Annotated in this window: 13 protein-coding genes; 4 read left to right on the forward strand and 9 right to left on the reverse strand. The window is 72.4% G+C overall.

Annotated features, from left to right (window positions below):
- Window positions 1-55: 55 nt before the first annotated feature.
- A complete protein-coding gene (locus VO99_RS27705; protein WP_046116196.1) occupies window positions 56-256 on the forward strand; it encodes a DUF3606 domain-containing protein in 201 nt (66 codons plus the stop codon).
- A gap of 24 nt (window positions 257-280) precedes the next feature.
- Here VO99_RS27705 and VO99_RS29290 read toward each other — a convergent pair whose 3' ends face one another.
- The 9 genes from VO99_RS29290 to VO99_RS27750 all read right to left on the reverse strand — a co-directional run bounded on the left by VO99_RS29290 (window position 281) and on the right by VO99_RS27750 (window position 11,249).
- A complete protein-coding gene (locus VO99_RS29290; protein WP_232315619.1) occupies window positions 281-2,269 on the reverse strand; it encodes a methyl-accepting chemotaxis protein in 1,989 nt (662 codons plus the stop codon).
- A gap of 85 nt (window positions 2,270-2,354) precedes the next feature.
- Complete coding sequence (locus VO99_RS27715) at window positions 2,355-3,041, reverse strand: HAD family hydrolase (protein WP_046116197.1); 687 nt, start codon at window positions 3,039-3,041, stop codon at window positions 2,355-2,357.
- Window positions 3,042-3,043: 2 nt separating this feature from the next.
- Window positions 3,044-4,930: a chorismate-binding protein gene (locus VO99_RS27720; protein WP_046116198.1), complete on the reverse strand. Its 1,887-nt coding sequence runs from the start codon at window positions 4,928-4,930 to the stop codon at window positions 3,044-3,046.
- A gap of 85 nt (window positions 4,931-5,015) precedes the next feature.
- A complete protein-coding gene (gene fae / locus VO99_RS27725) occupies window positions 5,016-5,549 on the reverse strand; it encodes a formaldehyde-activating enzyme (protein WP_046116199.1) in 534 nt (177 codons plus the stop codon).
- 25 nt (window positions 5,550-5,574) lie between these two features.
- Entirely contained in the window at window positions 5,575-6,414 is an 840-nt protein-coding gene (locus VO99_RS27730; protein WP_046116200.1) for a formylmethanofuran dehydrogenase subunit C, read from the reverse strand.
- A complete protein-coding gene (gene fhcD, locus VO99_RS27735) occupies window positions 6,411-7,328 on the reverse strand; it encodes a formylmethanofuran--tetrahydromethanopterin N-formyltransferase (protein WP_046116328.1) in 918 nt (305 codons plus the stop codon). Before fhcD ends, VO99_RS27730 begins: the two co-directional genes overlap by 4 nt.
- On the reverse strand, window positions 7,328-9,007 hold the full coding sequence (locus tag VO99_RS27740) for a formylmethanofuran dehydrogenase subunit A (RefSeq protein ID WP_046116201.1): 1,680 nt from the start codon (window positions 9,005-9,007) through the stop codon (window positions 7,328-7,330). Before VO99_RS27740 ends, fhcD begins: the two co-directional genes overlap by 1 nt.
- Complete coding sequence (locus VO99_RS27745; RefSeq protein ID WP_046116202.1) at window positions 9,004-10,224, reverse strand: molybdopterin-binding domain-containing protein; 1,221 nt, start codon at window positions 10,222-10,224, stop codon at window positions 9,004-9,006. The genes VO99_RS27740 and VO99_RS27745 overlap by 4 nt, the downstream gene beginning before the upstream one ends.
- 284 nt (window positions 10,225-10,508) lie before the next feature.
- Window positions 10,509-11,249: a HisA/HisF-related TIM barrel protein gene (locus tag VO99_RS27750; RefSeq protein ID WP_046116203.1), complete on the reverse strand. Its 741-nt coding sequence runs from the start codon at window positions 11,247-11,249 to the stop codon at window positions 10,509-10,511.
- 12 nt (window positions 11,250-11,261) lie between these two features.
- Here VO99_RS27750 and VO99_RS27755 point away from each other — a divergent pair, with 12 nt between their 5' ends.
- Genes VO99_RS27755 through VO99_RS27765 form a run of 3 tightly spaced genes read left to right on the forward strand, consistent with a single transcriptional unit; the run spans window position 11,262 to window position 13,848 of the window.
- Window positions 11,262-12,197: an ATP-grasp domain-containing protein gene (locus tag VO99_RS27755; RefSeq protein ID WP_046116204.1), complete on the forward strand. Its 936-nt coding sequence runs from the start codon at window positions 11,262-11,264 to the stop codon at window positions 12,195-12,197.
- Window positions 12,190-13,248, forward strand: a complete 1,059-nt coding sequence (locus tag VO99_RS27760; RefSeq protein ID WP_046116205.1) for a hydantoinase/oxoprolinase family protein — start codon at window positions 12,190-12,192, stop codon at window positions 13,246-13,248. The genes VO99_RS27755 and VO99_RS27760 overlap by 8 nt, the downstream gene beginning before the upstream one ends.
- Window positions 13,249-13,848: an amino acid kinase family protein gene (locus tag VO99_RS27765; protein WP_046116206.1), complete on the forward strand. Its 600-nt coding sequence runs from the start codon at window positions 13,249-13,251 to the stop codon at window positions 13,846-13,848. It abuts the gene before it with no gap.
- Window positions 13,849-14,176: the final 328 nt, after the last annotated feature.

Consider the following 14,176-nt stretch of genomic DNA (forward strand, 5'->3'; position numbering starts at 1 on the left):
TTTGACGCGGTGCCGGCACGGCCATTGCCGAAGCTCCCTGCATCAAGGAGCACCCATGACCGACATCGACGGACCGCCCGAGGATCCGATTCCCACCACGGTGGACACCGACAACCCCAGCGTCGTGAAGTACTGGTGCGGTGTGTTCGGCATCACGCTGGAGCAGCTGCAGGAAGCCGTGCTGGCCGCCGGCACCGATCCGGCCGCGGTGCGGGAGCACCTGCTGCAGCAAGGCAGCAGCGCCGGCGCGGGCTGAGCGTTTCTCCCGCGCCGGTGGGCTTCAGGCCGGCAGCCTGAAGCGCGCCACGCGCGCGGCCAGGGCCATCGCCTGGTCGCGCAGCGTGCTGGCGGCGGCGGCGGTCTGCTCCACCAGCGCGGCGTTCTGTTGCGTCTGCTGGTCCAGCGTCTGCAGTGCCACGCCCACCTGCGCCACGCCGGCGCTCTGCTGCTCGGTGCCGGTGAGCACTTCCGTCATCAGCTGGCGCATGCGCCCGGCGGTGTCCACCAGCTCGCCCATGCGCTCGCCGGCGTGGCCCACCACGTTGCTGCCCTCCTCCACCCGCTGCAGGCTGTCGGCGATCAGCTGCTTGATCTCGCGTGCGGCCTCGGCCGCACGCTGCGCCAGGTTGCGCACCTCGCTGGCCACCACGGCGAAGCCCTTGCCCTGCTCGCCGGCGCGCGCCGCCTCCACGGCCGCGTTCAAGGCCAGGATGTTGGTCTGGAACGCAATGCCGTCGATGGTGCCGATGATGTCGCCGATGCGGCGCGACGAGGCCTGCACGCCGCCCATGGTGCGCACCACTTCGTCGATGGTGCGTCCGCCGGCACCGGCGCTGTCGGCATTGCCCACGGCCATCTCGGTGGCGCGCTTGACGCTGTCGGCGGTGTGCTGCACGGTGGACGAGATCTGGTCCATGGCCGCGGCCGATTCCTCCAGGTTGGCGGCTGCCTGCTCGCTGCGGGCGCTGAGGTCGCTGGAGGCGGTGGCGATCTCGCCGCTGGCATGCACGATGCTGTCGGAGGCCTGGCGCACCTCGCCCACGATGCCGCGCAAGCTGGCCTGCATCTCCGACAGCGTGGTCATCAGTGCCGCCGCCTCGTCGCGGCCCCAGGGGCGCGGGCTGGTGGTCAGGTCGCCGGCGGTCATCGCCTTCAGGTGGCGTTCCACCTCGCCCAGGCCGCCGTCCATCACCAGGTAGAACGAATAGAACAGGTAGAGCACCAGGGCCAGCGAGCCCGCGGTGACGGCCAGCGTGAGGTTGCGGTTGAGCACCACCCGCGCCTCGCGCTCGCGCAGCAGGTCCTGCAGCAGCAGCGTGCCCTCGGTGCCCAGGCGGCGCAACTGGTCCACCGCGGCCTGGCCGTGGCCGTCCAGCGCCTTGGCATCGTGGCTGAAGGCATCGGCGAACCAGGGCCGCGCGGCTTCATCCAGGAAACGGCGGGCCGCGTCGGCCGCGGCCGTGCCGTCGGCACGGGTCTTCACGCGCGGCTCGGCCTCGGCGGCGCGGTGGAGGCCGTCCAGCACCCCGTCGACCGCCTGGCGGCCGGTGTACCAGACGCCATATAGCTCGCGCACGCCGGCCGCGGTGGCGCCGGCCTGCTGCAGCGAGCCGGCCATTGCGCGACTGCGCGACACGGCTTCCACCAGGTCGGGCGCGCCCAGGGCGGCCACGCTCATCAGGTAATAGGTGGCCTGCTCCGGGTCCAGCGAGAGGCCGGACACGTCCAGCACCGAAGCGCGAGCGGAGCGCACCGCATCCACATAGGCCTGCAGGCGCTGGCCCTGCGCACCGGCGCCCTGCTGCTGCAGCGCCCGGTGGGCCTGCAGCGCGGTGGACAAGGCGGCGGACGCGTCGACACCCTGCGGCCGGGCGGCCACCAGGGCCTGCACCGGCGCCAGCAGCGCCTCGATGGCCGGCAGGTCGGGCGCGGCCTGCTGGCCGGCGATCACCAGCCGTCGCTGCTTCTGCACTTCCACCAGCCAGGGTTCGATCTTGTGCAGCAGCTGTACGCCGGCCAGCTCCTTGCGGGTGAAGGTCAGCGACTCGTCCACCCCTTGCAGGTAGGAAACCATCAGCAGCACCAGCGGCATCAGAAAGGCCACCGACACCAGCATCGCCTTCCCGCTGAAGCCGATGCGCCTGAACAACCGCACGCCGGGCGCCCAGATGCCGTGATGTTGGAAGAACCCGGTGCGCACAGGGCGCGAGTGGGAGGTATCGCCAGGCGCGGCGCCCAGGCCGGGCGCCGCATTACTGCTGCTGGTCATGCATCTGCCTTCACATCATTTGTGACGGCTTTGTCGGCAGGTCTGAGCGACGCTTGAGGGCGAAGTGCTGCGGGCTTGCGTTACATCAAACCGGCGGCGGCACGGCGGCCCGCTGGCCGATCACCGGCCAGCCCCGGGACCGCGCCTCGGACCGCAGCGCCGCATCGGGCCGCACCGCCACCGGGTGGCTGACGGCCTGCAGCAGCGGCAGGTCGCTGGCCGAATCGGAATAGAACCAGCTGTGCTCGAACGCGCCCAGCGACAAGCCGCGCCGCGCCAGCGCGGCGGCCACGTGGGCGGGCTTGTGCTCGCGGTGGCAGGGCAGGCCGTCGATGCCGCCATCGGGCAGGCCGGTGGCAGTCAGGCGAGGCCGGGTGGCCACCACCTCGTGCAGGCCGAACAGCCGGCCGAAGGGCTCGGCGACGATGGCGCTGGTGGCGGTGACCAGCAGGCACAGGTGCCCTTTGGCACGGTGGCCGGCCACCAGGTCCTTCATGTCGGGCGGCAGCCGCGTGGCCATGTCCGCTTCGAAGCGCTGCAGGCAGGCCTGCAGCTGCCGCGGCGCAAAGCCGGCCAGCGGCGCGACGGTGGCCCGGTGCAGGTCATGGATGTCGGCCTGGCCGGCGACGAAGCGCTGGCAGCAGGCCAGGTGGTCGCCGGGCGCCTCCGGCGGCAGGGCGCCCTGCCCGGCCAGGAAGCTGATCCAGGCCATGCCGCTGTCGAACGGGATCAGCGTGTGGTCCAGGTCGAACAGCGCCAGGCCCGGCGGCATGGTCAGGCGGCCTGCCGCTGCTCGGCCGCCGGCGCGGGCAGGGCCTCGGGCAGCAGCTGCGCCGGCAATGCGCCGCGCAGCGCATTGCACACCACGATGGCTTCGGCGACCTGCAGGTCGGCCAGGGTGAGCGTGCGCTCGACGGCGGCCCAGTCCGGATCGTCCAGCAGCACGCCGCGCATCACGCCGGGCAGGGCGCCATCGGCCCGCGGCGGCGTGCACCACTGGCCCGCCAGCTTCAGGAAGACCGAGCTGCGCCCGCCTTCCACCAGCCGGCCGTCCTGCGTGAGAAAGAGGCTGTCGAAGCCGCCGGCAGCCTCGGCCTGCTGCACGCCGGCGTCGTAGTGCGCGCGCAGCGTGGTCTTGAAGGCGGCCAGCGGCTGGTGGTCGGGCAGCCGGTGCGGGCTGACCAGCAGGCCCACCGGCGTGCCCGCCGGCAGCGCGGCCAGCGGTGCATGGCTGAGCTGGAGACGGCCGTCCTGCGCCAGCGCCAGCCGCACGCGCGAAGGCGCGGCCAGCGCCCGCGCCTGTGCCAGCGCCGCCTGCACCGCGGCTTCGTCGTACACGAAGCCCAGCGCCTGCGCGCTGGCACGCAGGCGGGCCAGGTGGCGCGGCAGGTGGCGCAGGCCGGTGGCGGGCTCGAACAGCAATGTCTCGAACAGCTCGAAGCCCGGCGGCAGGCCGGTGAGAAAGCGGGCCTTGAGCCGGCATTCCTCGTATTCGTCTTCCGCCACGCTGTCCAGCACGATGCCGGCGCCCACGCCCAGCCGGGCCGGCCGCAGGCCCCGCCGTGGCGTCCCCAGCGTGAGCGTGCGGATGGCCACCGACAGGCAGAACTCGCCGAGCGTGGCACCGGCCGCCGGCGCATCCACCCAGCCGATGGCACCGCAGTACAGGCCGCGCGGCGTGCTTTCCAGGCCGGCGATCAGCGACATCGTGTGGTGCTTGGGCGCGCCGGTGATGCTGCCGCAGGGAAAAATGGCGCGCAGCACCTCGGGCAGGCGCAGGCCGGCACGCGGACGGGCCTGCACCGTGGAGGTCATCTGGAACAGCGTGGTGTAGGGCTCGATGGAGAACAGCGCCGGCACCTGCACCGATCCCGTCTGCGCGATGCGGCCCAGGTCGTTGCGCAGCAGGTCCACGATCATCAGGTTCTCGGCGCGGTTCTTGATGTCCTGCTGCAGCAGCCGCGCCGTCTCGCTGTCACCCTCGGGCCCGCGCGTGGGCGCGGCGATGCGCGGGGCGGTGCCCTTCATCGGCCGCGCGGTGAACAGGCCGGCCTCGTGCCGCAGGAAGAGTTCGGGCGAGCAGCTCAGCACCACCTCGCCATCACCGGCCACCACCAGCGCGCCGTAGGACACCGGCTGCCGCTGCCGCAGCCGGCGGAACAGCGCCAGCGGGCTGCCATAGGCCTGGCCGGTGAGGCGGTAGGTGTAGTTGACCTGGTAGGTCTCGCCGGCGCGGATGGCCTCGTGGATGCGGCCGATGGCGGCCACGAAAGCCTCATGGTCCACGCTGGGCTGCAACCCCGCCACGCCGGCCGCACCGGGCTCGGCCTGGCCTTCCTGTCCGGCCAGCCAGGCGTCCACTTCGTCGCGGGAGAGCTTCTCGAGGCTGCGGAACATCAGCACCCGCAGCGCCGAGCCGTCCTCGGCCCGCAGGGCCTGGTGGCCGGCCTGCAGCAGCTTCGCACCCCATTCGTAGTCGGCCAGCAGCACCGCATGCAGCCCCGCGCGCTGGTCGGCCTCCACCTGCGCCCAGGTGGCCTCCAGCGTGGCCGGATCGCTGCAGCGATGCGTCTGCACCAGCCCTTCGTACAGCCGGCTCGTCGGCCGTTCCCGCGTCGCGTCACGGTCGTCGAGCAGGGCGAAGGCAGGCAGCAGGATCATGAAGAAACGTTAGCAGACGGCATGAAGCGTTGGCGGACGGGGCCCGTACCCCGGTCCGCCGCCGGGCCGCTCCCAAGGCTGACATCTAGCTCCAGTCGTCCATGTCGTGCTTGATGGTGTGCCTGTTCGCGATCAGCTCTTCCACCGACGGTTCGTTGTTCAGCGCCCGCTTCAAGGCCAGCTTGGTGGCCTCGTAGTTGGTGCGGTACATGTCCTTCTTGTCCAGCTGCGGATCGTTGGCGCAGCGCGGGTCGATCCACACCAGGCTGATGATGCACAGCTCATTGGCCACCGCCTTGGGGATGATGCCTTCGATCAGGCAATCGACCACCGCATCGGCCGTGGCGCTCTGCACCACGCCGCCGAACAGGTCGATGTTGGCCATGTCCTTCAACGTGACCTTGGGCACCACGATGGTGGCCGGCCGCACGAGCTGGTTGCAGGCGCGGATGGCGAACATCGCGGTGTGGCCCTTGCTCTGCGCCATCATGTTGGCGAAGGCCTGGCCCACCGGGCCGTCGGTGCGGCCGATCAGGATCTCCGGCATCGCGTCGGTGTACTGGCCTTCCTTGGCCAGCACCGTGGCCTCGCCGGCATGGAAGAGATAGGGCTGGGTCATCGCGGTCTGCTTTCCTTCATGGGGTTCATGGTTCGACGAGCATCAGCTCGCCCTTGCCCTGGGCCGACAGGTCGCCCAGGTGGCGCACGATGCGCCGCTGCGGCAGCGTCTCGAAGGCACCGCCGTGGCGGGCCAGGCTGCGCGCCAGCAGCTGCCAGGCCACCGGCACCTCGGCGATGGCCGGCACGAAGGTGGGCACGATGGCCGGCGCCGGGCCGGCCAGCACCAGGCTGCCGCGCCGCATGCCGTAGCCCGGATGCGCGCCCACGCTGCCGGCCACGGCGATGGTGCCGGCCACCATGCGCGAGGCCAGCAGGTCGCCGGCATCGCCGCGGATCACCGCCGTGCCGCGGCGCATGCGGTCGCCGAAGCGCTGGCCGGCGTTGCCGCCGACGATGAAGCTGCCGCCGCGCATGCCGTCCATGCTGCCGGGCAGGGCCGAGGCGGCGAAGTCGCCGACGTCGCCATCCACCCGCAGCAGGCCGCCGGCCATCTCGCAGGCGGCCAGCAGGCCGGCATGGCCCTGCACATGCACTTCGCCGCCCGACATGCCGGCGCCGGCGTAGTCGCCCACCGCGCCTTCGACCACGATGCGGCCGGCCATCAGGCCGGTGCCGATGCGGTCGAAGCGGCTGCAGTCGCCCACCAGCCGCAGCTCGGCGCTGCCATCCGGCAGGTCCGCCACCTCCCGGCGCTGCACGCCGAACCACTCGGCCAGCGGCACGGCATGGCGGCCATGGCCGAAGCGCAGCTGTTCGATCCCCGCCACCGGCAGGCTGGCCAGCGCGGCCGGCAGCAGCCCGCGCAGGTCCACCCGCAGCGGCGGCCGCTGGCGCAGCGTGAGTTCAACCAGCACGCCGCTCATGCACCCACCCCCGGCAGCAGCTTGTGCAGGTGAAAGTGGTAGGGCCCCAGCTTGCCGCCATAGTTGCCCGCGGCGATGCGCACCAGCCCGCCTTCGCGGCCGATGTCGATGCCGGCCTGGAGGCCGGCACGCATGGCCGCGGCCACGTCGGCTTCGGTCAGGCCGTCGATCACCACCTCCATCACGCAGCGGGTCTCGGGCGTGATCTGGCTCTGCTCGCTCAGGCCGTGCAGCGTGGGGCAGTAGGCGTCGTTGGTGGAGGCGCTGAGCGTCGTGTACTTGCTGCCCACCTTCGAGCCCGAGCGCACCACACCCCCCGGGAACGGCATGATGACATTGGGCAGCCGCTTCATCGCGGCCACCGCGGCTTCCGACACCGTCAGCGCGGCCTCCACGTCTGTCGCCATGAACAGCAGGTTGCCGCCGCCCACCGCCTTGGTCACCGCCGTGGTTTCCTGCGCCACGAACTCGCCGTCCATCACCGGCACGCGCCAGTAGCGCACGCCGTCGATCACCTTGCTGATCTGCCAGCCATCGCCGAAGAAGCGCAGGTTGCGGCCCAGCGCAATGGCCTCGCCTTCGGCAATGCCCGCGTACACCGCGGTGGTCGGGCAGGTGAGCACGCATTGGCCCACGCGGCGTTCCACCTGCTTGGCCAGCTCCTTGCCGCTCATCGAGAAGATCAGCACCGCCACGCCCGGCCGGCCGTCGGGCGTTTCGTCGGCGCCGAGTTCACGCTCGATGCCGGCCTCGCAGCCGCAGGCGATCACGCTGGTGGCGAAGCCGGTGGCGCTGGTGGCGGCGTTCATCGCCCACTGCATGTTGTGCGCGGTGATGAGGATGCGCGTGGCCTTCATCGGAAAGGCCTCGGCGAAGCCGTCGTCGATGGCGACGCCGTTGTGCTCGGCGGCCATCAGGTCGCCTCCGCGGCCAGGCATTCCACCGGCAGCAGCCGCCCGCCGTTGCAGCAGCTGCACAGCTCGTCGTGGCCGATCGCCGCGGCATCGAAGGGCACCGAGCCCAGCCGGTCGAAGTGGCGGCGCAGGGTCTTCTCGATGCCGCGGTCGTACTCGGGCTCGACGAACCAGGTGCCGCCCGTGGGCACCGCCAGCACGCGCCCGCGGCTGGCCACGGCCACGCCGTCCTTGAACACCCATTCGGGCTGCGCGAACATCTTCTCGCGGTCGGGCTCCTCGCGGTACACGGCGATGTCCGCCGCGGCGCCGACGCCCAGGTGGCCGCGGTCCTTCAGCCCGAGCAGCCGGGCCGGCGCGGCGCGGGTCATGATGGCGATCTCGCTGAGCGTCAGCTCCCGCGTGATGCCTTTGAGGGCCGCCTGCGCCGCCACGTCGGGGTGCAGCCTGGCCAGCTGCTCCTCGCGGAAGCTGCGATCCATCAGCAGCTTGATGAGGTGCGGGTAGCTGGTGAACGGGCCGCCGTTGGGGTGGTCGGTGGTGAGCACCACGCGCCAAGGGTCCTTCACCAGCAGGAAGATCTCCAGCCCGATGACCCACTGCAGCGCGTTCACGTAGCTCTGCTCGCGGTAGCGGAAGGGCAGCACGCCGCATCCGGCCTCGCATTCGATGTCGGCCCCCATCCACTTGCGCGGATGGGCGAAGCCCGACTGCGCATGCTGGCGCATGGTGTCGCCCGAAGCGGTGACGGTCTGGCCGAACATGATCTGGCCGACGTCGATGCTGACGTTGGCATTGGCGTTCACCGCCTCGATCAGCGGCTGCGCGGCCGACGAGAACTTGCGCGGCCCTTCGGTGCCGTAGGCATGGAACTGGATGTGCGTCAGGTGGGCGGGCAAGCCTTCCAGCGCGTCGATGGTGGCCAGCGTGCTCTCGATGTTGCCGGCCACGCCCAGGTTGCTGCCGTGGATGTGCAGCGGGTGCGGTACGCCCAGCTCCTGCAGCGCACGGGCCAGCGTGTGCACCACGGTGCGCGGCGTCACCTGCCAGTGCACATGCGGCTCGTCCACGTCCAGCTTGCGCTGGTTGAACTTGAAGGCCGAGATGCCGCCCGGGTTCACCACCTTGATGCCCATGGCCTTGGCGGCGTTGATCGTCCAGCCCGCGTAGTCGCGGATGCGCTGGAAATCCTCGCCCCGGGCCAGCATCTCCAGGAACAGCTCGTCGTTGCCCAGCATCACGTAGGCGCCGTGGTCCAGGATGGGCATGTCGCCCATCTCCATGTGGGTGTGGCGCGCGTTGCAGGCCATCATCGCCGGCTCGAAGGCGGCGGTGTAGCCCATCTCCACATAGCGGTAGCCGGTGGCCAGCGTGCCCGGTGCGCAGCTGCCGCAGCTGGCCAGCTCCAGCGGGTTGTCGGGCAGCGCGATGGGCGAACCATCGGCGCGCCGGTGGTCCTCGGGCAGCAGCAGCCGCGCCAGGTTCACCTTGCCGCCGCCGATGTGGGTGTGCAGGTCGATGCCGCCGGCCATCACCACGCAGCCGCTGGCGTCGATGGCCTGCGCGGCAGGGTCCGGGCCGACGATGCGGCCGTCGCGCAGATACAGGTCGCGCACCTGGTCGACGCCGTTGGCGGGATCGATCACGCGGCCGCCGCGCAGCACGGTGGTGGAGGTCATGCGGTGCTTTCCTGGAAGGCGGCATGCAGTCGCTGCAGCACCGTGGCCACGGTAGGCAGGCTGTCGGCGTACAGCGGCCGCAGCGGCAGCAGCACCGAGCCGTCGGTGCGGAAGAGGTGGCCGGCCGAGCCCACGCCCGGGGTGGAGACCGGGATGAACACCGTGTCGCCCTCGGCGGCCTGATCGGGATGGCCCAGCACGATGCGCGGCAGGCCGGCGGCCGCGGTGGGCACGGGCAGCGGTCCGAAGGTGGCGATCCACAGCAGCGCATCCACCGCGCCATCGGCCAGCAGGCGCTCGGTGGCAAAGCGCAGCGGCTCATGCTCCAGCCCGCCCTGCGCAGCCCGGCTGCGCAGCGGCAGGCCGGACAGCCAGGTGAACACCTGGTTGACGGTGTACGCGCCCGCGGTGGACCCGGCCCCGCCGCCCAGGCCCAGCGCGGCCGCACGGGTGCTGCGGTTCAGCGTGGCCACCACGCGCTGCAGAGCCTCGATCAGCAGCCCGCCATGCGCGGGCAGCCGGCTGGTCTCATAGACGATGACCGCATAACGCGCGGCCTTCAGGCGCTCGGCCAGCACCAGCATGGCCTGCGGCGCACGGGCCCGCACGGCGCCGCGGCCTTCCACCAGCGCGGCCAGCCACGCCAGCGCATCGAAGGCATCGGCGCCCGGGCCGGCAGCCTGCTGCAACTGGAGCACCTCGGGTGAACCCGCGGTGCAGCGTGCCAGCAGGTCGGCCATGGTGTCGGACGGCGCGGCGTCATCGTGCGGCGTGGCCAGCAGCAGCAGGTCCGCCCGTTCGGCCACCTCGGCCAGGGTGGTGGTGTAGCCGCCGCGGTCCTGCTGCACCCGCAGGCTTTCGAACATCGGCGTGCCGGCCGCCACGTCGCAGATGGCGCCAGCGGCGCAGGCCAGCGGATACAGCGCACGGGCGCCGGCCACGTCGGTGGCCAGGCCGCCGAACAGCGGCTGCATGCTGGCCCCCAGCAGCGCGGCGGCATGGGCCACCGCCTCGTCCAGCGTGGCCGGCCGGCCGGCGATGCGCGGCTGCGGGTCGGCAGGCACGTCGGCGAACCGTGCCAGGCCGGGCCCGGCATGCCGGCAAGGGCCGCTGGCGCCGGTGATCGGCCGCAGGCGCGGGCCGGGCTGCACGCCGGCCGTGGTGCACAGCAGCGGGCAGAACGGGCAGGTCCACGCGGTGGTCCAGGAGGAAGTCATCGGCCCGCGGGACGCAAGCGATGTGCCACCGCCCAGCCCCGGGGACTGCGGGCAGCGCCGGCACGCCCGACACGGCCCGCGGGGCCAGATGTGCCACAGAGTGTTCCGCTTTTGGCCGCCCGGGCCGGCCGCCAGGGGCCCCCGGCCGGTGGCACGAATCGTGATGCGGCTGCCGCAGGCGGGCAGGCAGGAGAACGGCCGGTGATCGACGGCGATGCAGGTGGTGGGTCGGAAGGGACGGCCGGGCAGCCGGCCCGTGGGTGGTGGGCCGGGCCGGCCGGCGCTCAGCGCGGCGTGCTGCCTGCCGGCGGTAGATGGCCGTCGTGCAGCGCGCTGGCCACCAGCCAGGCGTCGGCGCCGGCTTCGTGGGCATGCAGCAGGTCGTCCGGATGGCGCACGCCGCCGGCGCCGATCAGCAGCGTGCCGGGCGCACTGCGCACACGCACGGCCTGCAGCGTGTCCAGGTCGGGGCCGGCCTGGGAGCCCACGCGCTCCAGCGTCATCACGATGACGCGCTGCGGCCAGAGCTCGGGCGCCTGCCAGCAGCCGGCCGGGTCCAGCGGCTGGCCGTCGCGACGGTCCAGCGACAGCACCGCCCGCGCGCCGAGAGGATCATGGCGGTCGAAGGCCTGCGCCAGCGCCTCGCGCGACTTGAGCGACTCGCTGCCGTACACCGGCACCACATGGGCGGCGGCGAAGCTGCCCAGGCGGGTCATCAGCGCCTGCGCCGCGGCGGCATCGGCAAAGCCGGCGTCCAGCCACAGTTCCAGCTCGGGCAGGGCTTCCAGCAGGGTGTGCAGCACCGCGTACTGCGGCGGGCCGCCCATCAGTGCATCCAGGTCGGCCACGTACAGCCGCTGGGTGCCGCAATGGGCACAGAGAATGCGCGCCACCGTGGCGGGGTCGCTGCTGCCGCACAGCGCCGACACGATGGGCCGGTATGCCTGGCGGTCGCCCCGCACGCCACGAACCACCTGCCCGCCGAGCAGGTCCATCACGGGAATGAGCGAGGTCTCGGCAGCCATGCAGGAGCAACGATGAAGCGGGTGGTCGTGTTCGAGTATGTCACCGCGGGCGGCGATGTCGGCGGCCCGGCCGAGCGGGACGAGCTCATGCCCATGGGCCGCGCGATGCGCGACGCCCTGGTGGCCGACCTGCTGGCCGTGCCCGGCGTGCAGGTGTCCGCGGCGGTGTGCCCGCAGGCCGACGAGCTGCCCGCCCGCGCCCGCGCGCTGCGGCCGCGCAAGGGCGAGCGCACCGTGGACTTCATGGCGCGCGAGGCCGCCTCGCACGACCTGGCCTGCGTGGTGACGCCGGAGACCGGCGGCCTGCTGCTGCACTACAGCCGCCAGGTGTCGCCCGGCCGCTGGATGGGCTGCCGGCCGCAGGCCATCGCCGTGGCCAGCAGCAAGCGCGCCACGCTGCAGCGGCTGGACGAGGCCGGCGTGTGCACGCCGCTGCGCATGGCCGAGGCGCGGCGCTGGGTGGTCAAGCCCGACGACGGCGCCGGCGCGCTGGACACCCGCGTGCACCGCAGCCATGAAGCCGCGCTGCACGACCAGCTGGCGCGGGCCCGCACCGGCCAGGTGGCCACGCTGGAGCCCTGGGTGGAAGGCGAGGCGCTGAGCCTGTCGCTGCTGTGCCGCGGCGGTGGCGAGGCCGAGGTGCTGAGCGTCAACTGCCAGGACGTGGCGGTGGACGACGCGGGCCGCGTGCACTTCCACGGCGTGCGGGTGAATGCACTGCCGGGCGCCGAGTCGCTGGGCCGCATCGCCACTGCGGTGGCGCAGGCGCTGCCGGGGCTGAAGGGCTTCGTCGGCATCGACCTGGTGTGGCATCACCAGCACGGGCCGGTGGTGATCGAGATCAACCCCCGCATCACCTGCGCCTATGCCGGCCTGTCGGCCGCGCTGGACCGCAACCTGGCGGCCGAGCTGCTGACCCTGTACGCGCGGGAGCCGGCCCATGCCTGAAGGCGGCGGCGTCACCGTCGGCTGGGACATCGGCGGCGCCCATGCCAAGGCCTGCCTGGTGCAGCACGGCCAGCTCGTCGACGTGGCGCAATGGGCCTGCCCGCTGTGGCAGGGCCTGGACCGGCTGGAGCAGGTGCTGGACCAGGCGCTGGCCCGCTGGCCACGGATGGCGGGCGCACACCATGCGCTGACCATGACCGGCGAGATGGTGGACCTGTTCGAGCACCGCGAGCAGGGCGTGCAGCGCATCGCCACGCTGGCCGCGCAGCGGCTGGGTGCAGTGCACTGCTATGCCGGCGACCACGGCTGGGTGGAGGCGCCGCAGGCCGGCGCTCAGTGGGCGCACATCGCCTCGGCCAACTGGCTGGCCACGGCCCGGCATGCGGCGCAGGCGGTGGACGAAGGCGTGCTGGTGGACATCGGCAGCACCACCACCGACCTGATCGCGCTGCGTGGCGGGCGCGTGCTCACCACCGCACGCAGCGACGTGGACCGCCTGGCCACCGGCGAACTGGTCTACCACGGCGTGGTGCGCACGCCGCTGTGCGCGCTGGGCCCGCGCATCGCCTTCGGCGGCCGCATGCTCAACGTGATGAACGAGCTGTTCGCCACCACCGCCGACGTCTATCGCCTGACCGGCGAGCTGGACCCCGCGCACGACCAGCAGCCCGGCGCCGATGGCGGCGCCAAGGACATGGAGGCCACGCGCCGCCGCCTGGCCCGCATGATCGGGCTGGATGCCCGCGATGCCACGCCCGCCGAGTGGCTGCAGATGGCCCATGCCTGGCGTGCTGCGCAGGTGGCCGAGCTGGGCGGCCAGCTGCGCCGCGTGGTCGAGCTGCATGGCCTGGGCGAGTCCGCGGTGGCGGTGAGTGCCGGCTGCGGCAGCTTCCTGGCGCCCGACCTGCTGCAGCAGTCGCAGCGCATGCCTTCGCGCTGCATCCACTACGGCAGCCATGTGGCCCGCGCCACGCCCGAGCTGGCGCCCTGGGCCCAGGTGTGCGCACCCTGCGTGGCCGTGGCCGCGCTCTACGACAAGGAGCGGCGCTAGATGTGGATCGTCAAGCTGGGCGGCAGCGTGTGCACCGATCCGCTGCTGCCCCACTGGCTGGAGCTGCTGGCCGACCTGGGCGGCGGCCGCGTGACCGTGGTGCCGGGCGGCGGCCGCTTTGCCAACGAAGTGCGGCGGGCGCAGACCGAATGGCAGTTCGACGACCTGGCCGCGCACAACATGGCGGTGCTGGCCATGGCGCAGACGGCCTACCAGCTGCATGCGCTCAATCCCGCGCTGCGGCTGGCCACGCGCAAGAGCGACATCCATCGCGTGCTGCACACCGGCCGCACGGCGCTGTGGCTGCCGCTGGAGCTGCAGCGCGAGACGATGGACGACCGCACCAACTGGGAAGCCAGCTCCGACACCATCGCCTTCGACCTGGCGCACAGCCTGAATGCGGAGCGGCTGGTGTTCGTCAAGTCCTGCGCCATCGACCACCGCATGTCGCTGGCCGACATGAGTGCCAGCGGCGTGATCGACGCGCCGCTCGCCCGCCGGGCCCACGGCGCGGCCTTTCCCATCGAGCTGCTGCACAAGGCCGAGCTGGCCGAGATGCGGGCCATGCTGCTGGGGGACGTGCGTTACCTGGGCGTGTGAAACGGGATATCGGTGATCCCGGGTAACCGGGCTTTACTGGCTTCGGTCAATGTAGCCCCCACCGCGGCCGCTGGTGCCAGACCTGGCCGGCCTCGGCCTGCCGGTGGCCCGCACCGAAGTGGCCCGCTTCGGGGACCAGACGGTGCTCGTGGTGGAACGCTTCGACCGCCGGTGAATGGACGGTCGCCGTTGGATCGCGCGGCTGCCGCGGGCGGACCTGTGCCAGGCGATGCACCCAGCCAGTCGCGCGCAAGCGCGCCGGCCTGGCGATGGCCCTGCGCTCGAAGAACGCGCACGGCACGCTGGACACCATCCACGCCCGCCACTG

It is taken from the genome of Aquincola tertiaricarbonis (assembly GCF_000969605.1).
GTDB lineage: Bacteria > Pseudomonadota > Gammaproteobacteria > Burkholderiales > Burkholderiaceae_C > Aquincola > Aquincola tertiaricarbonis.